The sequence below is a fragment of the Actinoplanes sp. CA-030573 genome (assembly GCF_050951115.1).
Taxonomy (GTDB): Bacteria; Actinomycetota; Actinomycetes; order Mycobacteriales; family Micromonosporaceae; genus Actinoplanes.
Window position 1 is genome coordinate 4,515,342 of the sequence record NZ_CP192038.1, and the last position, 19,801, is coordinate 4,535,142.

Here is a 19,801-nt window from a genome sequence, read left to right on the forward strand (position 1 = left end):
CGCCCTCCCGGCGGAGGGCGCCTTTCGCTTGTCCGACGGGCGTCACGCCCGGCCGTGCACCGTGTGCGGGCCGGGTATCTCGCGCATCGCGGACCGGCTCAGCAGGGCCCTCGCCGCCCGTTTGCTCGGAGCCTTGCCCAGCGCCGCCCGGCTCGCCTCGCGCAGCAGCAGCGCCGCCCAGAAGGCGGCGGTGGCCACCTTGTTGTGCCGGCGGCCGTAGAGGCGCACCTTGTTCATCGTCAACAGCGCCCACAGGCCGGGGGAGGCCTTCGAGTCGCCCTCCAGGTGCACCGCCCGCGCGGCCGGCGTGAATCGGGTCACCAGTCCGGCATCGCGGGCGCGCAGCGCGAAGTCCGTCTCCTCCGAGTACAGGAAGAACGACTCGTCCCAGGGCGCCACCCGATCCCAGCACTCGGCGCTGATCAGCACCGTCGAGCCCTCGGCCCAGTCGGTGACGGTCTCCGCCGCGTACCGCCGCTCGTCGGTGACCATCTCGCCCAGCGCGGGGTGACGCCCGGCTCGCACCGCGCCCATCGCGGCATCGCCCAGCACCCGCAGCACCGAAGGGTTGCGGCGCATCGTGTGGATGAGGTCGCCGTCGCCGTCCACCAGCAGCGGCACCGCGATGCCCGTGCCCTCCTTGCGCAGAACGCCCAGCAGCGTGCGGATACAACCCGGCGTGAGCCGGACGTCCGGGTTGAGCACCAGCACCGCGGTGAACGGGCCCGATTTGGACACTGCCGCGTTGATTCCGGCGGCATATCCGGCGTTCCTGCCCATCTCCACGACGGTGGCGTCCGGCGCGAGCCGGCGCACCGCACCCACCGAGTCGTCGGCCGACGCGTTGTCGGCGACCGTGAGGTGCCAGTCGACGCCGTCCAATCCGGGCCCGAGCGAGGCGATGAGGTCGGGCAACAGGCGCTCGCTGTTGTACGTGACGACGACGACCGCCACGGTCTCGGGCGTGCTGTCCAAAGTGTTCCCCCCACAGGTCGCGCGGACGGAAATCATCCTGCCGTCCGCATGGCGGCGCCGGTACGGCCGGACGGCCGAGGCGTGTGTCGGAAACCGGCGGGCATGGGGCACCCGACCTGCCCGACGATGACCGATCGGCCGGGCGCATCGGCTGATCGGTCCGGTCCGGAACCCGGGCGGACCAAGATCAGTTCCCCTGTCCGGGCTGATTAGTTTCGCACTTCGCCCACCCTGGTTCCCGGTGTCAGGTGGGAGACAGATACTGCGCACGGCTAGTTCAGATGATCTGCTCAGGTGCGCGTGCTCACGCACTTGCCACCCGCGGGCCGGGCGGCCGTCCCGACCTTTCACCGACAGCCGCAGCGCGCGGGGCGTGCGCGGCGGGGAGGTTGTTCCCGTGCGTAAACCCAGGACTCTCCGGTGGCGTTCGCTGCTGGTGCTCGGTCTCGTGGCGGCGGCCGGACTGTTCGTGCCTGCCGCGTCACCGGCGTCCGCGGCTGACCCGTGTACGCCGCTCATCAATCCGATCGCGTGTGAGAACTCCAAGACCGGCACACCTCAGAGCACCTGGGATGTCTCCGGAGCCGGCAGTCAGGCGCTGCAGGGCTTCGCCACACAGATCAGTGTGAACGCGGGCGAGACGGTCAATTTCAAGATTGACTCCACCGCGGGCTCATACCGGGTCGACATCTACCGGATGGGGTACTACGGCGGAAACGGCGCCCGGCTGATCACCTCGTTCAGCCCGGCCAGCAACAGGGATCAGGACGGCTGCCTGACGCAGGCCAGCACCGGCCTCGTCGACTGCGGCAACTGGACGGTGTCGGCCTCGTGGGCGGTGCCCACCACCGCGGTGTCCGGCATCTACTTCGCCCGGCTCGTGCGCACCGACGGCACCTCCGGCGCGAGCCACATCCCGTTCGTCGTGCGTAACGACGCGAGCCGCTCGGCGATGGTCTTCCAGACCTCCGACTCGACCTGGCAGGCCTACAACCAGTACGGCGGCAACAGCCTCTACGTCGGCTCGCCGGCGGGGCGCGCGTACAAGATCAGCTACAACCGGCCGATCACCACGCGCGGCACCGGCGCCGAGGACTACGTGATGAACGCCGAGTACCCGATGGTCCGGTGGCTCGAGGCCAACGGCTACGACGTCAGCTACATCGCCGGTGTCGACGCCGACCGCAGCGGCGCATTGCTGAAGAACCACAAGGCGTTCCTGTCCGTCGGCCACGACGAGTACTGGTCGGGGCCTCAGCGGGCGAACGTCGAGGCCGCCCGCGACGCCGGGGTCAACCTCGCCTTCTTCAGCGGCAACGAGGTGTTCTGGAAGACCCGCTGGGAAGCCTCGACCGACGGCTCGAACACCGCGTACCGGACGATGGTCTGCTACAAGGAGACCCACGCCAACGACAAGATCGACCCGACCGCGGCCTGGACCGGCACGTGGCGTGACCCGCGGTTCAGCCCGCCGGCCGACGGCGGACGCCCGGAGAACGGCCTCACCGGCACCAGCTTCAAGGTCAACTCCGGCACCGTCGCTCTCCAGGTGCCCGCCGCCGACGGCAAGATGCGCTTCTGGCGCGGCACCACGGTCGCCACGCAGGCGGCCGGCGCCACCGCGACCATCGGATCCGGGGTCGTCGGCTACGAGTGGGACGAGGACGCCGACAACGGCGCCCGGCCACGGGGCCTGATCCGGTTGTCCTCCACCTTCGCGAGCGGCGTCGAGACGCTCACCGACTACGGCTCGACGTACAACTCGTCGGGCAGCGCCACCCACAACCTGACGCTGTACCGCGCGCCGAGCGGCGCCCTGGTCTTCGGCGCCGGAACCGTGCAGTGGTCCTGGGGCCTGGACAGCACCCACGACCGGGGTTCGGGCGCGGCGAGCACCCCGATGAAGCAGGCCACGGTCAACCTGTTCGCCGATATGGGCGTGCAGCCGGGGACGATCCAGTCCGGCCTGACCGCCGCGACCGCGTCCACCGACACCGTCGGCCCGACCGCCACGATCACCTCGCCGACGGCGGGCACGACGGTGCAGACCGGCGCGCAGACCGTCGTCAGCGGTACGGCGACGGACACCGGCGGCGGGGTCGTCGGCGGCGTCGAGGTCTCCACCGACAACGGGGCCAGCTGGCACCCGGCCACCGGCCGGGGCACCTGGACCTACACCTGGAAGCCCGGCAACACCGGCGCGACCACGATCAAGGCGCGGGCCACCGACGACAGCGGCAACGTCGGCGCGGAGGCGTCGGTGGCCGTCACGGTGGGCGCGCGTAGCTGCCCCTGCACGATCTGGAGCTCCAGCAACGTCCCGGCGACACCGTCGGACCCGGACGGGAGCGGCACCGAGGTCGGCATCAAGTTCCGCAGCGACGTCGCCGGCCAGGTCACCGGGATCCGGTTCTACAAGGGCAGCACCAACACCGGCACGCACGTCGGGCACCTGTGGTCGGCCTCCGGCACGCAGCTGGCCAGCGTGACCTTCTCCGGCGAGTCGGCCTCCGGGTGGCAGCAGGCCAACCTCTCCACACCGGTGACGCTCGCGGCCAACACGACCTACGTGGTGTCGTACTACGCGCCGAACGGCCACTACGCCGGCGACGTCAACTACTTCACCACCCAGGGCGTCGACAACGCCCCGCTGCACGCGCTGCAGGACGGCGCCGACGGCACCAACGGCGTCTACCGGTACGGAACGGGCTTCCCGACGGTGTCGTGGGAGTCGGCGAACTACTGGGTCGACGTGGTCTTCAGCCCGGGCAGCGCCCCGCCCGACACCACCGCGCCGACCGTGACCACGCGGGCCCCGGCCTCCGGCGCCACCGGCGTCGCGACCTCCACCACGGCCGCCGCCACCTTCAGCGAGCCGGTGCAGAGCGCCACCGTGGCGATGACCCTCAAGAACCCGGCCGGCACCGCGGTGGCGGGCAGCGTGGCCTACGACTCCGCGTCGAACAAGGCGACCTTCACGCCGACCGCCGCGCTCGCCGCGAACACCACCTACACCGTGACCGTCAGCGGGGCCAAGGACCTGGCCGGCAACACGATGACCGCCACGTCCTGGTCGTTCACCACGGCGGCCGTCACCACGCCGCCGACCGGCACGACGTACTCGGTCTGGTCGTCGACGACCGTGCCGGGGACACCGGCCGACTCGGACAGCTCCGCGGTGGAGCTCGGCATGAAGTTCCGGGCCGACTCGGCCGGGACGGTGACCGGTGTCCGGTTCTACAAGGGCAGCGGCAACACCGGCACCCACGTCGGGCACCTGTGGAGCTCCACGGGAACCCTCCTCGGCACGGTGACCTTCAGCGGTGAGTCGGCCACCGGCTGGCAGACCGCCACGTTCGCCACGCCGATCACCGTGAGCGCGAACACCACCTACGTCGTGTCCTACTACGCCCCGGTCGGCCGGTACGCCGCCGACAACGGCTACTTCGCGTCGGGCGGTGCCGACAACGGACCGCTGCACGCCCTGGCCAACGGTGTGGACGGCGCCAACGGCGTTTACCGATACGGCTCCGGCGGTGGTTATCCCACCGACACCTGGCAGTCGAGCAACTACTGGGTCGACGTCGTGTTCGCGCCGGCCGCCTGAGGAGAGTGCAGACTTTGTTCCGAACCAGAACCCGAAGGCGGCGCCTGCTGCCGCTGGTCGTGGCATGCCTCGCGCTGGTCGCCGGCCTGCTGACCGCACCGGAGGCGGCGGCCGCCGCGACCTGCCCGTGCACGATCTGGCCATCGACGGCGGTGCCGGCCAACCCGGCCGACAGCGAGAGCTCCGCCATCGAGGTCGGCGTCAAGTTCCGATCCGACACCGACGGCTTCGTGACCGGCGTCCGCTTCTACAAGGGCGCCGGCAACACGGGGACCCACGTCGGTCACCTGTGGAGCAGCGCCGGCGCCAACCTGGGCACCGTCACGTTCTCCGGTGAGTCGGCGACGGGCTGGCAGACGGCGACGTTCGCCAGCCCGATCGCGATCACGGCGAACACCACGTACGTCGCGTCGTACTACGCGCCGGTCGGCCACTACGCCGGCGACACCCGGTACTTCCAGAGCACCGGGGTCGACAACGCGCCGCTGCACGCGCTGCAGGACGGCGTCGACGGCTCCAACGGCGTCTACCGCTACGGATCCGGCGGCGGCTTCCCCACCAACACCTGGGAAGCGGCGAACTACTGGGTCGACGTCGTCTTCAACCCGAGCGCGACCGACACCACGCCACCGACCGTCACGAGCACCAGCCCGGCCGCCGGCGCCACCGGCGTCTCCACCGGCTCGGCCGTGACCGCGACGTTCAACGAGGCGCTGCAGACCGGCACGGCGGCGATCGCCGTCAAGGCCGGCAGCACGACGGTCTCCGGCGCCACCGCGTACGACGCCGGCACCCGTACCCTCACGTTCACGCCGTCGGCCGCTCTCACCGCGTCCACCGCCTACACCGCCACCGTCAGCGGCGCCAAGGACACCGCCGGGAACACGATGGCCGCGTTCTCCTGGTCGTTCACGACCGGCGCCGCGTCCGGATCGGGTTGTCCCTGCACGATCTGGGCGTCGACGGCGACACCGGCCACTCCGGCGGTCGCCGACAACTCCGCGGTCGAGCTCGGCGTGCGGTTCCGCAGCAGCCAGTCCGGCTACATCACCGGAATCAAGTTCTACAAGGGCAACGGCAACACCGGGACGCACACCGGATCGCTCTGGTCGAACACCGGCACCCGGCTGGGCACCGTGACGTTCAGCGGCGAGAGCGCGACCGGTTGGCAGACCGCCACGCTGCCGAACCCGGTCGCGGTGACGGCGAACACGACGTACGTCGCCTCGTACCACACCGACACGGGCTTCTACTCGGCCAACGCCAACGGGCTGGCCTCCGCGGTGACGCGGGGCCCGCTCACCGCCCTGGCCAACAACACCGACGGCGCCAACGGCGTCTACCGGTACGGTGCGAGCGCCTTCCCGTCGGGCACGTACCAGTCGACCAACTACTGGGTCGACGTCGTCTTCGACACCACGGCCAGCGACACCGTCGCCCCGACCGTGACCTCGAAGGCCCCGTCCGCGGGCGCCTCCGGCATCGCCACCTCGACCACGGTGTCGGCCACCTTCAGCGAGCCGGTGACGGCCTCCACCGTCGCCATGTCGCTGACCGGCCCGTCCGGCGCCGTCGCGGGAACCACCGCCTACGACACCGCCTCCGGCACCGCGACCTTCACCCCGAACGCCGCCCTGGCGAACTCGGCCTCCTACACCGCGACCGTCAGCGGCGCCAAGGACGCGGCCGGCAACACGATGTCGCCGGTGACCTGGTCGTTCAGCACGGCCGCGGCGCCACCGCCGCCGGCCGACCAGGGCCCCGGCGGGCCGGTGCTGGTCATTAAGTCGACGGCGACCGGCGCGAGCGGCTTCACCCCGTTCCTCGCCGAGGTGCTGCGCACCGAGGGTCTCAACGAGTTCGCCACCGCCGACCTGTCGACGGTCACCGCGACCACGCTGAGCCAGTACGACGTGGTGCTGCTCGGGCAGACCCCGCTCACCGCCGCCCAGGTCAGCATGTTCACGACCTGGGTCAACGGCGGCGGCGACCTGATCGCCTTCCGGCCGGACAAGCAGCTGGCGACCCTGCTCGGGCTGACCTCGACCACCGGCACGCTGGCCGAGGGCTACCTCAAGGTCGACACGACGGCGTCGCCCGGCGCCGGGATCACCGACCAGACGATCCAGTACCACGGCACCGCCGACCGGTACACGCTCAACGGCGCGCGGGCGGTCGCCTCGCTGTACTCCACCGCGACGGCCTCCACCACCAGCCCGGCGGTCTCGCTGGTGAGTGTGGGCGCCGCCGGCGGCCAGGCCGCGGCGTTCAGCTACGACCTGCCGCAGTCGCTGGTCTACCAGCGCCAGGGCAACCCGGCCTGGGACGGCCAGGAGCGCGACGGCCAGACGCCGAAGCGGTCCGACGACCTGTACTTCGGTGGCTCCTCGGCCGCCGACTGGGTCAACCTGTCGAAGGTCGCCATCCCGCAGGCCGACGAGCAGCAGCGCCTGCTGGCCAACCTGATCGGGTCGATGGACCTCGACAAGAAGCCGCTGCCGAAGTTCTGGTACTTCCCGCGGAGCCTCAAGGCGGTCGTGGTGGCCACCGGTGACGACCACGCCACCGGCGGGACCACGGGCCGGTTCGACCAGTACACCGCGAACAGCCCGGCGAACTGCGTGGTGGACGACTGGCAGTGCGCCCGCTTCACCTCGTACATCTTCCCGGACACCCCGTTGAGCAACAGCCAGGCGACGGCGTACCAGTCGCGCGGTTTCGAGGTCGGTCTGCACGTCAACACCGGCTGCGCCGACTGGACCGCCGCCTCGCTGTCCGACTACATCACCAACGAGCTCGCGGTGTGGAAGCAGAAGTACACCGGGCTCTCGTCCCCGGTCACCAACCGCACGCACTGCATCGTGTGGTCGGACTGGTCGACGGAGCCCACCACCGAGGGCGCCAACGGCATGCGTCTGGACACGAACTACTACTACTGGCCGGACACCTGGGTCGCCGACCGGCCCGGCTTCATGACCGGCTCCGGCATGCCGATGCGGTTCTCCACCAAGACCGGCGGGCTCATCGACGTGTACCAGGCGGCGACGCAGATCACCGACGAGTCCGGCCAGAGCGAGCCGTTCACGATCAACACGCTGCTCGACAACGCCCTCGGCTCGACCGGCTACTACGGGGCCTTCACGGTCAACATGCACACGGACGCCGCCACGACGTTCGCCAGCGACCAGATCCTGTCCTCGGCCCTGGCTCGCGGCGTGCCGCTGGTCAGCGCCAAGCAGATGCTGACCTGGCTCGACGGGCGCAACGCCTCGTCGTACTCGGGCATCTCGTGGGCCGGCAACAACTTGTCGTTCACCGTCAACGTGGGTACCGGCGCCAACGGGCTCACCGGCATGGTGCCGACGGCCGGCCCCGGCGGCCGGACGCTGAGCACGTTGACCCGCGGCGGCACGCCGGTCAGCTTCACCAAGACGACCATCAAGGGCGTCGAGTACGCGATGTTCACGGCCGCGCCCGGCGCGTACGTGGCCGGGTACGGCGCCGCCTCGGCCGCTGCGCCGGCGGTGAGCGCCACGGTGCTCTCGACGCAGTCGACCGCCGCCAGCGTGACCCTGACCGGCAGTGCCGCCAGCCAGACCACCGTCGAGTACGGCCCGGCGGCGAGCACGCTGTCCGCGAAGGTCGTGGACGGCACCCAGGCCACCAAGCGCACGGTGCGGCTCAGCGGCCTCAAGCCCGGCACCACCTATTGGTACCGGGTGCGGGTCACCGCGCCGAACGGCAAGTCCACCGTCTCGTCGCTGAAGCTGCTCACCACCCCGGCCGTCGACCGGCGGGCACCCGGCACCTCCGCGGTGACCGCCGTGCCGCGGCCGGACGGCACCGCCGCGATCAGCTGGACCACCGACGAGTCCTCGGCGGCGACGCTGATGGTGGGCTCGAGCCCGGCGAGCCTGGCCCTGTGGCCGGCCGACCTCGGCGGTAGGCAGCACACCGCCGTGGTGACCGACCTGAAGCCGCAGACGACGTACTACTACCGCCTGCGTAGCGTCGACCCGTCCGGCAACGTGACGGTCTGGCCGGCGCTCGACAAGCCGGCGGCGAAGTTCGTCTCCACGGCGACCGGCGTGGCCGACTACACGGCGGCGGGCCTGCGCACCGGCAAGGGCAGCCGTACGGCGGTCGCCGCCGACGGCCTGCGGCTGGCCTCCGGGGCTCGCTCGGGCAGCCTGGTCTCCCGGGTGCTCGACGCCGGGCAGATGGTCACCTGGGACCGGCTGAGCTACCAGGCGGCCGTGCCCGCGGGCGCCGGCGTGCGGATCTACGTCCGGACCGGCAGCACCTCGGCGGCGGACGCCAGCTGGTCGGCCTGGACGGCCGTGGGCCAGGGCGGACGCGTCTCGGGGAGCTCGCGCTACGTGCAGTACCGGGTCGAGCTGACCGGCGGCGCCGGCGGCCGGACGCCGGTCCTGCAGGGCGTGGGCATCACGTCGAACGGGAAGCTCATCACCCACCCGACCGAGACCGGGCACTAGCCCGAAGCACGACGAGAAGCGCCCGCCGCGGCCTGGCCGCGGCGGGCGCTTCCGCGTGCGGGTCGGTAGCCGCGGGGGGGGTGTCCCTATGGGTTTCGTCAAACGGCGAGGGGGTGACTTCGAGCAGGATCCGGGCTGCGGTCCTGACGCCGATGCCGGGCATCGAGGTCAGCACCCGGGCAAGAGGGTGCGCATCAAGGATTCCTTCGACCTCACCCGCGACCTGATCCGGCTGCTGCAGGATGTCGCGGAGGCTGTCGGCCAGCCGGGGCAGGATCTTCTCCGCCGCTGTTGTGCCGGGGACGGTCACGGTCTGCTCGTCGAGGACAGCCAGGATCTGATCGACAAGGCGTTCACCCATGCGTGGGGCGTTCTTCGACGCGATCTCCAGCAGCTTGGAACGGCCGGCTTTGCGCAGCCCAGCTGGCCCGCCGCAGCGCGACAGCAGCTCGAGGACGGCTTTGTGCTGCACCCGCGGTCCGAGGACGCGTTCCAGGGCGGGGTGGATCTGGGTGAGCAGGCCACGGATCCGGTTGGGGACGCGGGTGGCTTCGCCGGCGAGGTCGTCGTCGAAGCCGACCAGGACCTCCAGCTCGGCGAGGGTTTCGTCTCCGGCGTCGACACGGCGCAGCGTATGCGGCAGGGTGCGGGCCGCGTCCGCGGTCACGTAGGCGTCGCGGGCGTCGGTCTTCGCCGCACCCGGGTGCGGGTCGGCGATGCGTCGCATCTCCAGTCCGGGCAGGTAAGCGACTTGATGGCCGCAGGCTCGGGCGACCGCGACCGGCAGGGCGCCGATCGAGGCGGTCTGGTCGACGACTACAAGGATCCGGCCGTGGCGGGCGAGTCTGTCGAACACCTGCCGCAACCGAGGCTCGGTGTTGACCAACGGGGCGTCGTGCAGCCGCTTCCCGCCCGGGTCCAAGGCGACGGCGTGGTGGCCCTCCTTGCCGACATCAAGGCCGAGGAACACCCGGTAATCGCCGTGCACAAGTCCCCGGGTGGGGACGATCAAAGGTAACGGGCGATGCTGTGGACTACGGCCCAAAATTGTCGGACCCGTCCGCTTGAGTTGGCCCCACCCAGTGAACGGGGTGGGGTTCGGTAGGCGCTGCCCAATACCTCGGCGTCGCGGTGGGGTTCGCGCCCGGCTCAACGCGGAGACCGGCGTGGGATCGTCTGCGCGTATAGGTGAGCAAAGCAAAGCGCACAGAAAAGCGCCCCGGCCGATCACGGCCGGGGCGCCTTTCCCGTGGCGGCGTATCAGGGGCGCCCGAGCGCCCGGTACTCCCACCCGGCCCCGCGCCACTGGGCGGGGTCCAGGGCGTGACGGCCGTCGACGATGCGGCGCCCGGCGGCGACCGCGGCCATCGCGTCCGGGTCGATCTCGCGGAACTCGGTCCACTCGGTCAGCAGGACGACCACGTCGGCGTCGCGGGCGGCGTCGATCGCGTTCTCGCCGTAGCCGAGCTCGGGATGCTGGCGGCGCGCGTTGTCCATCGCCGCCGGGTCGTAGACGACCACCGACGCGCCCATGCGGGCCAGCGTGGCGGCCACGTCGAGGGCCGGGGCGTCGCGGATGTCGTCGGAGTTGGGCTTGAAGGCGGCGCCGAGGGCGGCGATGCGCTTGCCGGCCACGTCGCCGCCGCAGAGCTCCACCACGAGGTCGACCGTGCGGGCCCGGCGGCGGGTGTTGATGCCGTCGATCTCGCGCAGGAAGCCGACCGCCTGGCCGACGCCGAGCTCCTCGGCGCGATGGGCGAAGGCGCGGATGTCCTTGGGCAGGCAACCGCCGCCGAAGCCGAGGCCCGGCCGCAGGAACTTGCCGCCGATCCGCTCGTCGTAGGCCAGCGCCTCGGCCAGGTCGTGCACGTCCGCGCCGGTCGCCTCGCAGATCTCGGCCATCGCGTTGATGTACGAGATCTTGGTCGCCAGGAACGAGTTCGCCGCCACCTTGACCAGCTCGGCGGTGGCCAGGTCGGTCACCTTGACCGGCACGCCCTGGGCCAGCACCGGCTCGAACGCGGCCCGCAGCATCTGCTCCGACCACGCGCTGGTGACGCCGAAGACCATCCGGTCCGGTCGCATCGTGTCGTCGACGGCGAAGCCCTCGCGCAGGAACTCCGGGTTCCAGGCCAGCTCGACCTGGTCGCCGGCCGGCGCCTGTGAACGGATCAGCCGGGCCAGGCGAGCAGCGGTGCCGACCGGGACCGTGGACTTGCCGACGACCAGCGCACGGCGGGTCAGATGCTGGGCCAGCGAGGTGACCGACGCCTCCACGTACGTCAGGTCGGCCGCGTGCGAGCCCTTCTGCTGCGGGGTGCCCACGCAGATGAAGTGCACGTCGCCGAACTCGGCCGCCTCGGCGAACGAGGTCGTGAACCGCAGCCGGCCGGTCTCGAGCGCCTTGGTCAGCAGCTCGGGCAGGCCGGGCTCGAAGAACGGCACCTCGCCGCTCGCCAGCTTCTCGATCTTCACCGGGTCGACGTCGACGCCGATCACCTCGTAGCCCATCACCGCCATGCAGATCGCATGGGTGGCACCGAGATATCCGGTGCCGATGACGGTCAGACGGGGAAGCAAGTTCATCAGTAGGCTCCGGAGCTTCGTACCACCGCACTCACCGTGCGGGCCAGGATGGCCAGGTCCATCGCGAGGGACCAGTTCTCGACGTACGTGAGGTCGAGCCGGATCGACTCGTCCCAGGACAGGTCGGAGCGACCCGAGACCTGCCAGAGGCCGGTGAGGCCGGGCTTGACGGCCAGGCGGCGGCGCATGTCGGCCGGGTAGCCGGCGACCTCGCGGGCCAGCGGCGGACGGGGACCGACCAGCGACATGTCGCCCTTGAGCACGTTCAGCAGCTGGGGCAGCTCGTCGAGCGAGAGCCGGCGCAGCCAGCGGCCGACGGGCGTGATGCGCGGGTCGTTGCGCATCTTGAACAGCTCGCCGTCGGTGTCGTTGAGGTTCCGCAGCTCCTGCAGGCGCGCCTCGGCGTTCACCACCATGGTGCGGAACTTGTAGAGCACGAAGAGCCGGCCGTCCTTGCCGACCCGCTCCTGCCGGAAGATGACCGGCCCGCGGCCGCCCGGCCCGAAGGCGACCAGCGCGGCCAGCACGAGCAGAACCGGCATGCTCAGCAGGAGCAGGACGAACGCGCCGACCCGGTCGAAGGCGGCCTTGATGAGGCGCGAGCTGCCCTTGAGACGGGGGTGCTCGACGTGCAGCATCGGCAGGCCGTCGACCGGGCGGATGGTGGTGCGGTCGCCGGCCACGTCGACCAGCGTGCTGGCGACGATGAGGTCGATCTCGTCGCGCTCGAGCTGCCAGGCGAGGCGGCGCAGCGCGGGACCGTCGATCTCGGGGCAGGACAGCACCACGACGGTGTCGGCGCCGGAGAGGCTGACCGCGCCGGCCACGTTGTCGAAGTCGCCGAAAACTGTTGGCAGGCCGGGCAGTTCGTCGTCGACCGCGCCGGGCGGGACGCAGGCGCCGATGATGCCGAGGCCGTGGTGGCTCTCGCGGGCCAGCCGGCGGGCCATGTCGGCGATGGCCCGGGCGTGGCCGACCAGGATCACCTTGTGCAGCCGCTCGCCGGCCGCCCAGCGGCGGTGCAGCAATTGCCGGTAGAGGTAGCGGGCGCCGACGTCGAGCAACGTTGCCATGGGTAACGCGATAATCACGTAACCACGGGCCAAACGCAGGTCGAGCGCGAAGGAAAAAATGGCCAGCGTAGCGGTGAGGCCTAGCCCGGATCGGACTACCCGCGCGTATTCGTCGGTGCCGACGAAGAGATGACGCGACTCGTACGCCCGGTTGATCGCCAGGACCGCGATCCAGGCGAGCGGGAATAGCAGGGTGAGCAGCAGGTAGTCCAGCAGGAACGGCTGGGCGGCGTCCGGCCCGAATCGCAGGAACAGCGCGGAGGACGCGGCCACGAGCCCGACCACGTAGTCGATCAGGTACAGCCGGCGCGCGTACCGCCCACGCCAGTCCATGCGGGGTGCGCTCGGGCGGAACTCCGCCGCCCGTAACGTGGTGAGCTGCGGTTTCTCCGGTGTGATCTCGATGGTGGAACCATCGTCGATCGTCTGCACGCCTTGCCTCCGTCATTGATGGCGGTCAACCACGGTCCGTTTGCTCCGGGCCTGCCGGACATGCCCGTACAGGCCACGCCTCTTTCATCGGTGCCGGCGGGTGGTGACCCGCCGGGCCCAGTAGCAGAGCCTTCCCATTCGAGTGGCGTTTCGGTACAGCCTTACGTGTTAGAGGAATGGCGAATCGGATGATGCCAATTCCATATGTGGGCCAAAGCTGTCAGATCGGGCGTACCGGACCCTCGGCACACACCGCTGCGTAACGTCCACGAAATTCCTTGCGACAGGCGAACTCATACTCGATCGAACGGTACGGGTCAATCGGCCGAGCGGGAAAGCAGAATGTATTAAATCCGACGGTGTTCTTCGATGTATCTGTTACAGGCATCGAAGCTCGGCAGCAGGCCGGCGGCCCGCGCCTCGGACAGCGACGGAGCGGCCGCGTCCTTCGTGGACAATAGCGGCGTCTCGCACGGCCACGCTATGCCCAGCTCGGGATCGAGCGGGTCGATGCCGTGCTCGTGCCCGGGCCGGTACGTGCTCGAGCACAGATAGGTGACCGTGGCGCCCTCGGTCAGCGCGCAGAACGCGTGCCCCAGCCCCTCGGCCAGGTACACCGCCCGGCGCTCCTGGTCGTCGAGCGGGACCGCCTCCCACGCGCCGAAGGTGGGCGAGCCGACCCTGATGTCGACGATCACGTCGAGGATCGCGCCCGCGACACACGTCACGTACTTGGCCTGCCCGGGCGGCACGTCGGCGAAATGGATGCCGCGCACCACGTCGCGGGCCGACGTGGAGAGGTTGGCCTGCGCCAGCTCCAGCGGATGGCCGACCGCCTCGGCCAGCTTGTCGAAGCGGTACCACTCCAGGAAGCTGCCGCGGGCGTCGCCGTGCTGGACCGGCGTGATCTCGTACGCGCCCTCGATCGTCAACGGCCGGATCTTCACAGCGAACCCCCGAACCGGCCGGCCGCCAGCAGCCGTACCAGATAGTCCCCGTAGCCGCTCTTCAGCAGCGGCTCCGCCAGCGACCGTAGCGAATCGTCGTCGATGAAGCCGAGCCGCCAGGCCGCCTCCTCGACGCAGCCGATCTTGAGGCCCTGCCGCTCCTCGATGACCCGCACGTACTCCGAGGCCTGCACCATCGACTGGAAGGTGCCGGTGTCCAGCCAGACCGTGCCCCGGTCGAGCACCGTCACGTCGAGCCGGCCCTGACGCAGGTACTCCTCGTTGACCGCGGTGATCTCGAGCTCACCGCGCTCACTGGGCACCAGCTTCTCGACGATCTGCACCACGTCGGCGTCGTAGAAATAGAGACCGGGAACGACGTACGTGGAACGCGGCCGGGAAGGCTTCTCCTCGATCGAGAGCACCTTGCCGTTCTCGTCGAACTCGACGACGCCGTAGCGCTCCGGGTCGGCCACCGGATAGGCGAAGACGCGACCGCCGGCCGGCCGGGCGAAGCTGGCGAGCTGCCGGCCGAGGCCGACGCCGTGGAAGATGTTGTCGCCGAGGATCAGGGCCACCGGCTGGTCGCCGATGAAGTCGGCCCCGATCTGGAAGGCCTGGGCGATGCCCTCGGGCCGGCGCTGCGCCGCGTACGTCAAGCTCAGCCCCATGCTGCTCCCGTCGCCCAGCAGCCGCTGGAAGAGCGGCTGGTCCTCGGGCGTGGTGATGACGAGAATCTCGCGGATTCCCGCCGACACCAGGGTCGTGAGGGGGTAATAGATCATCGGCTTGTCGAAGATCGGCATCAACTGTTTCGACATGGCCATGGTGATCGGCCAGAGACGTGAGCCGGTACCACCGGCCAGCAGAATTCCGCGCACCGGAGGAGGTTATGCGCAGGCCGCAAGCCACTACACTCCCCACCCGTGCAGATTTTCGTGACCGGGGGTGCCGGTTTCATCGGCTCCGCCTACGTGCGGGCCCTCTTGCAGGACGAATACGCGAGCGCCGTGGGCGCGTCGGTAACGGTTCTGGACCTGTTGTCCTATTCCGGAAACCGGGCGAACCTTCCGGAAACGGACTCCCGGCTCCGGTTCGTGCAGGGCGACATAACCGACGCCGCCCTCCTGCGGGACCTCCTCCCGGGCCATGACGCGGTCGTCCACTTCGCCGCCGAATCCCATGTGGACCGGTCGATCTCGGGCGCCCTGCCGTTCGTCACCACCAACGTCCTGGGCACCCAGACGCTGCTCGACGAGGCGCGCCGGGCCGGCGTCGGCCGCTTCCTGCACGTGTCGACCGACGAGGTGTACGGCTCGATCGACGAGGGCTCGTGGACCGAGACGTGGCCGCTGGCGCCCAACTCGCCGTACGCCGCCTCCAAGGCCTCCTCCGACCTGATGGCGCTGGCCGCGCACCGCACCCACGGCATGGACGTGGTCGTCACGCGCTGCTCCAACAACTACGGCACCCACCAGTTCCCGGAGAAGGTCATCCCGCTGTTCGTCACCAACCTGCTCGACGGCAAGCAGGTGCCGCTCTACGGCGACGGCGGCAACATCCGGGACTGGCTGAACGTGACCGACCACTGCCGGGGCATCCAGCTCGCGCTCGACAAGGGCCGGGCCGGCGAGGTCTACAACATCGGCGGCGGCACCGAACTGACCAACCGCGAGCTCACCGAGCGCCTGCTCGAGGCGTGCGGCGCCGGCTGGGACATGGTCCGGCCGGTGGCCGACCGCAAGGGCCACGACCGGCGCTACTCGCTCGACATCACCAAGATCAGCGAGGAGCTGGGGTACGCGCCGCAGGTCACGCTCGAGCAGGGGCTCGCCGACACGGTGGCCTGGTACCGGGAGAACCGTGACTGGTGGGAGCCGCTGAAGGCCCGGAGCGCGCTCTGATGCGCTGGCTGGTGACCGGCGCCGGGGGCATGCTCGGCCAGGACCTGCTGGCCGTGCTCGCCGATCTTGGTGAGCCGGAGGTCGTCGCCGCGACGCGCGCCGACCTCGACATCACTTCCGCGGAAGCGGTGCGGGCCGCGGTCGCCGATGCCGACGTGGTGCTGAACGCGGCGGCCTGGACGAACGTCGACGGCGCCGAGACCGACGAGGAGGCGGCGACGGCGGTCAACGGGCACGCGGTCGGGCTGCTGGCCGCCGCCGCCGGCAAGCGCCTGATCCACGTCTCCACCGACTACGTGTTCGACGGCTCGGCCACCACCCCCATCGCCGAGGAGACACCGCAGAACCCGATCAACGCGTACGGCCGGGGGAAGGCGCTGGGGGAGCGGGCGGTCCTCGGCTCGGGCGGGTACGTGGTGCGCACCGCCTGGCTCTACGGCGAGCACGGCCCGAACTTCGTCCGCACGATGCTGCGGCTGGCCGCCGAGCGGGAGACGGTCGACGTGGTCGACGACCAGGTGGGGCCGCCGACGTGGTCCTACGCGCTGGCCGGCCAGCTGGTCGCGCTCGGGCGGGCGGCCGCAGGCGGTGACGCTGCGCCCGGGGCCTATCACGGCACCGCGGCCGGGTCGACGAGCTGGTTCGGGCTGGCGCGGGCGACGTTCGAGCTCGCCGGCCTCGATCCCGCGCGGGTGCGGCCGACTACCAGCGACCGGTTCGTCCGGCCGGCGCCGCGTCCGTCCTACAGCGTGCTCGGTCACGACCGCTGGGCCGGAACCGGTGTCGCGCCGCTGCCCGGGTGGCGTGAGCAGCTCGCCGAGGCGATGCCGGCGCTGCTGCGCTGATCTCGCCGCCCCGGCCGCCGGCCGGGGCGGCCGGCGCGGCCGGCGTGCTGCAGGCCCGGGCGGCCCGGTCGCCGCCCGGGGAAACTTCTGCTTGTCCCCGTCATAGATGTGTCTCTATTCTTGCACAGGTAAGCGCTTTCCTGCCTCGTGGGCCCGCCGGTCACGGCGGTGGGCAGGCGTTCCCGACACGAGAAGCGAGGCGAGGATGAGACGTAGCATCGCTGCCCTGGCCGCCGGCGCGGCGGTCGCCGCCGTGGTGGCCGGTCTGCCCACCCGGCACGCCGACGCCGCCGCGGCCGGCGCCGCCACCGGCTACGCGTCGCAGAACGGGGGCACCACCGGCGGCAACGGCGGCGCCACCGTGCGGGCCACCACCGGCACCCAGATCCACCAGGCGCTGTGCAACCGGGCCAGCAGCAGCACCCCGATCACCATCGAGGTCGAGGGCACGATCAACCACGGCAACACGACCAAGGTCTCCGGCGACAGCTGCAACACGGCCGCCGACAAGATCGAGCTCAAGGAGATCAGCAACGTCACGATCGTCGGCGTCGGCGGCGGGGCCGTCTTCGACCAGCTCGGCATCCACATCCGGGACTCGCGCAACATCATCGTCCAGAACGTGACGGTCCGGAACGTCAAGAAGTCCGGCTCGCCGACCTCCAACGGCGGCGACGCGATCGGCATGGAGAGCACCGTCCGCAACGTCTGGGTCGACCACGTCAACCTCGAGGCGTCCGGCGGTGAGGACGCCGGCTACGACGGCCTGTTCGACATCAAGGACGACGTCCAGTACGTGACGCTCTCCTACAGCTACCTCAAGAACTCGGGGCGCGGCGGCCTGATCGGCTCGAGCGAGAGCGACACCGGGAACAGCTTCATCACGTTCCACCACAACCGCTACGAGAACATCGACTCCCGTACGCCGTTGCTGCGCGGCGGGGTGGCCCACATCTACAACAACTTCTACTACAGCCTCAACGAGTCGGGCATCAACTCGCGGGCCGGGGCGCGGGCCAAGGTCGAGAACAACTACTTCCAGAGCTCGCGGGACGTCCTCGGCACGTTCTACACCGACGCGGCCGGCTACTGGCAGGCCTCCGGGAACATCCTCGACAACGTGACCTGGTCGGCCAAGGACAGCGAGACGAACCCGGCCGGCCCGCTCATGCCGTCGAACACCACCATCAGCATCCCGTACGCGTACGGGCTGGACAGCGCTTCGTGCATCCCGTCGATCGTGCGCCAGACCGCGGGCGCGAACCTGGGCATGCGTACCTCCACCGGCAGTTGCCCGACCACCAGCGGGCCGTCCCCGACCTCACCGAGCCCGACGTCACCCCGGCCCACGACCCCCAGCCCCACGACACCCAGCCCGACGACACCCAGCCCGACAACACCCAGCCCGACCGCGCCGACCACGCCGAGCGGAACCAACCTCAGCATCGGCGCCGGCTCCGACGGGTCGAGCAAGGCGAGCGGCACCAGCTACGGCGACGTGCGCGACGGCAGCCTGACCACCTACTGGTCGCCGACCGGCAGCACCGGCTACATCTCGATCAAGTGGAGCAGCGCCACGACCGTCGCCCGCATCGCCATCCGTGAGACGAGCGGCGGCGGCGCGATCGGCAGCTACCGCGTCCTGAACGGCGACACCGGCGCTGTACTCAGGACCGGCTCCGGCTCCGGCGTCATCACCTTCGCGAGCACCTCGCTCAAGAAGATCACCTTCGACATCCAGAGCGCGTCCGGCACCCCGCGGGTCGCCGAGTTCGAGACGTACACCTCCTAGCCGCCACCGACGCCTTGCGCCGATCGGGAAAGATCGGCGCAATGCGTACCCTCGGTGTCCCTCTCGCGGTCCTCGTCCTCCTTTCCGGCTGTACGCGCGAAGCGTCCCCGGTCGAGCCGATGCCGAGGGTCGTGTCCGTCCCGCCCGCGACGATCCCGGCGTGCCCACCCTCCGGGCTGCGGGCGAGCGCCGAACGCGGGGAGGCCGCCGCCGGCTACCGCGAGATGACCGTCTACCTGGAGAACTGCGGCGACCGGGACTACCAGCTGCAGGGGCGGCCCGACATCGTGGTGCTCGGCGCGGACCGGAACCCGCTCCCGGTCGTGGTCGAGCCGAACCGGCTGGTCACCGCGCCGCCCCGGCGGATCGTGCTGAAGCCGGGCGAGAAGGCGAGCTCCACGCTGTCCTGGCACAGCACGGTCGAGGCCGGCAAGGAGGTCGCGACCGGCGCTTATCTCGCGGTGGCGGCGCTCGCCGGCACCGAGCACCAGACCATCGCGCTGCCGTCGGCGCTCGATCTCGGGACGACCGGGAAGCTGGCGACGACCGCCTGGAACTGACGGCGCTGTCGTCTTTCGGCATCGCCGGGTGACATCCCCTTGATCGTCGCGAGGACCGCGACCAGGGAATGCAGCTCGGAGCGGTGCTTACACCCGGCGTACGGGAAATGCCCTGAGGGTTTTCGTGGCCCGAGTCAGGCAGAAACCCGGAGGTGATCTGTGGCGGGCGAGGCGCACTCTGAGGGCACACCGAAACCACTTGAACCGGAGATGATCGGAATGCGAACCCAGCTTCTCGCCGCCCGCGCCGCCGCCCTGTTCGCCAGCGAGCTCCCGACCGGCTCGCGGCCCGCGCCCACGGCCGTCCAGGCCGCCATCGCGACCGCCGTCCACGCGTACGGTGGCAGCCGCGGATGTGTCGCCATGATGGCCGCCGCCTACGGCGACTACCCGGAGACCGCGGCCCCGCGCATGCGGTGGGCGCTCAGCGTGATCTCCCAAGCGCCCGGGGCCCGCCGGCCGGAACCGGAGCGGCAGCTCCTGGCCGCCTGAGAAAGCCCGCCTGAGAATGCACTGAGTGACGGGGCTCACCCTGACGGAAAAAGGGATGCTCGTCCGAGTGCGTCGATGGAAGGATTCGAGCC

General features: G+C 70.6%; 12 protein-coding genes and 1 pseudogene. 7 read left to right on the forward strand and 6 right to left on the reverse strand.

Annotation, left to right across the window (positions count from 1 at the left end; translation table 11 throughout):
- Positions 1-42: 42 nt before the first annotated feature.
- Positions 43-975 (reverse strand): glycosyltransferase family 2 protein, encoded by a 933-nt coding sequence (locus ACQP2F_RS21005; RefSeq protein ID WP_433306517.1) that lies wholly within the window; start codon positions 973-975, stop codon positions 43-45.
- 397 nt (positions 976-1,372) lie between these two features.
- Between ACQP2F_RS21005 and ACQP2F_RS21010 the strand changes: the two genes are divergently transcribed.
- Entirely contained in the window at positions 1,373-4,582 is a 3,210-nt protein-coding gene (locus ACQP2F_RS21010; RefSeq protein WP_433306519.1) for a N,N-dimethylformamidase beta subunit family domain-containing protein, read from the forward strand.
- A 14-nt stretch (positions 4,583-4,596) separates the two neighbouring features.
- A complete protein-coding gene (locus ACQP2F_RS21015) occupies positions 4,597-9,078 on the forward strand; it encodes a DUF4082 domain-containing protein (protein WP_433306521.1) in 4,482 nt (1,493 codons plus the stop codon).
- Positions 9,079-9,193: 115 nt separating this feature from the next.
- Here the strand turns inward: ACQP2F_RS21015 and ACQP2F_RS21020 are convergent.
- The 5 genes and pseudogenes from ACQP2F_RS21020 to rfbA form a co-directional block, all read right to left on the reverse strand.
- Positions 9,194-10,066: pseudogene (locus ACQP2F_RS21020) on the reverse strand (IS110 family transposase); the annotation flags it as partial.
- 272 nt (positions 10,067-10,338) lie between these two features.
- Positions 10,339-11,664 carry a UDP-glucose dehydrogenase family protein gene (locus tag ACQP2F_RS21025; RefSeq protein ID WP_433306523.1) on the reverse strand — a complete coding sequence of 442 codons (1,326 nt, stop codon included), beginning with the start codon at positions 11,662-11,664 and terminating at the stop codon, positions 10,339-10,341.
- A complete protein-coding gene (locus tag ACQP2F_RS21030; RefSeq protein ID WP_433306525.1) occupies positions 11,664-13,169 on the reverse strand; it encodes a sugar transferase in 1,506 nt (501 codons plus the stop codon). Before ACQP2F_RS21030 ends, ACQP2F_RS21025 begins: the two co-directional genes overlap by 1 nt.
- A gap of 347 nt (positions 13,170-13,516) precedes the next feature.
- Positions 13,517-14,116 carry a dTDP-4-dehydrorhamnose 3,5-epimerase family protein gene (locus ACQP2F_RS21035; RefSeq protein WP_433306526.1) on the reverse strand — a complete coding sequence of 200 codons (600 nt, stop codon included), beginning with the start codon at positions 14,114-14,116 and terminating at the stop codon, positions 13,517-13,519.
- The gene (rfbA, locus tag ACQP2F_RS21040; RefSeq protein ID WP_433306528.1) at positions 14,113-14,997 is read right to left on the reverse strand and encodes a glucose-1-phosphate thymidylyltransferase RfbA; all 885 of its coding nucleotides are present in this window, start codon (positions 14,995-14,997) and stop codon (positions 14,113-14,115) included. Before rfbA ends, ACQP2F_RS21035 begins: the two co-directional genes overlap by 4 nt.
- Positions 14,998-15,042: 45 nt before the next feature.
- Here rfbA and rfbB point away from each other — a divergent pair, with 45 nt between their 5' ends.
- The 5 genes from rfbB to ACQP2F_RS21065 all read left to right on the forward strand — a co-directional run bounded on the left by rfbB (position 15,043) and on the right by ACQP2F_RS21065 (position 19,709).
- On the forward strand, positions 15,043-16,020 hold the full coding sequence (gene rfbB, locus ACQP2F_RS21045; protein WP_433306529.1) for a dTDP-glucose 4,6-dehydratase: 978 nt from the start codon (positions 15,043-15,045) through the stop codon (positions 16,018-16,020).
- Entirely contained in the window at positions 16,020-16,865 is an 846-nt protein-coding gene (gene rfbD / locus ACQP2F_RS21050; protein ID WP_433306530.1) for a dTDP-4-dehydrorhamnose reductase, read from the forward strand. The genes rfbB and rfbD overlap by 1 nt, the downstream gene beginning before the upstream one ends.
- Positions 16,866-17,070: 205 nt before the next feature.
- Positions 17,071-18,657, forward strand: coding sequence for a pectate lyase family protein (locus ACQP2F_RS21055; protein ID WP_433306532.1), 1,587 nt, complete (start codon positions 17,071-17,073; stop codon positions 18,655-18,657).
- A gap of 119 nt (positions 18,658-18,776) precedes the next feature.
- Positions 18,777-19,217: a DUF4232 domain-containing protein gene (locus tag ACQP2F_RS21060; RefSeq protein WP_433306534.1), complete on the forward strand. Its 441-nt coding sequence runs from the start codon at positions 18,777-18,779 to the stop codon at positions 19,215-19,217.
- 219 nt (positions 19,218-19,436) lie between these two features.
- On the forward strand, positions 19,437-19,709 hold the full coding sequence (locus ACQP2F_RS21065; RefSeq protein WP_433306536.1) for a hypothetical protein: 273 nt from the start codon (positions 19,437-19,439) through the stop codon (positions 19,707-19,709).
- Positions 19,710-19,801: the final 92 nt, after the last annotated feature.

Excerpts from the sequence above, each read along its gene's own strand:
- ACQP2F_RS21025 (WP_433306523.1), bottom strand. The coding sequence starts at position 11,664 with ATGAACTTGCTTCCCCGTCTGACCGTCATCGGCACCGGATATCTCGGT.
- ACQP2F_RS21055 (WP_433306532.1), top strand. The coding sequence starts at position 17,071 with ATGAGACGTAGCATCGCTGCCCTGGCCGCCGGCGCGGCGGTCGCCGCC.
- rfbD (WP_433306530.1), top strand. The coding sequence starts at position 16,020 with ATGCGCTGGCTGGTGACCGGCGCCGGGGGCATGCTCGGCCAGGACCTG.
- ACQP2F_RS21060 (WP_433306534.1), top strand. The coding sequence starts at position 18,777 with ATGCCGAGGGTCGTGTCCGTCCCGCCCGCGACGATCCCGGCGTGCCCA.
- ACQP2F_RS21065 (WP_433306536.1), top strand. The coding sequence starts at position 19,437 with ATGCGAACCCAGCTTCTCGCCGCCCGCGCCGCCGCCCTGTTCGCCAGC.